The 279-nt window shown below is 64.2% G+C and carries 1 pseudogene; it reads left to right on the forward strand.

Features of this window, described 5'->3' with window-relative positions:
- Positions 1-279 (forward strand): annotated as a pseudogene (locus tag EN807_RS35110) (gfo/Idh/MocA family oxidoreductase); the annotation flags it as partial.

Genomic DNA, 279 nt, shown 5'->3' on the forward strand with positions numbered 1-279 from the left:
CCGAAGCCGAGGCGATGGCGGCAGCGGCGAGAAAGTCCGGCAAGGTCGCGGCACTCGGCTACAACTACATCCAGAGCCCGGCAATCCGTCACATCGGCGCGCTGCTCGACGAGAAGATCATCGGCGAGGTCAACCATCTGCGCATCGAGATGGACGAGGATTTCATGGCCGATCCCGAGGCGCCGTTCTTCTGGAAGCACGAAGCGACTTCCGGCTATGGCGCGCTCGACGATTTCGCCGTGCATCCGCTGTCGCTGGTCACGGCGTTGTTCGGCCGCG

This window comes from Mesorhizobium sp. M5C.F.Ca.ET.164.01.1.1, assembly GCF_004792125.1.
In the GTDB taxonomy this organism is placed as follows: Bacteria; Pseudomonadota; Alphaproteobacteria; order Rhizobiales; family Rhizobiaceae; genus Mesorhizobium; species Mesorhizobium wenxiniae.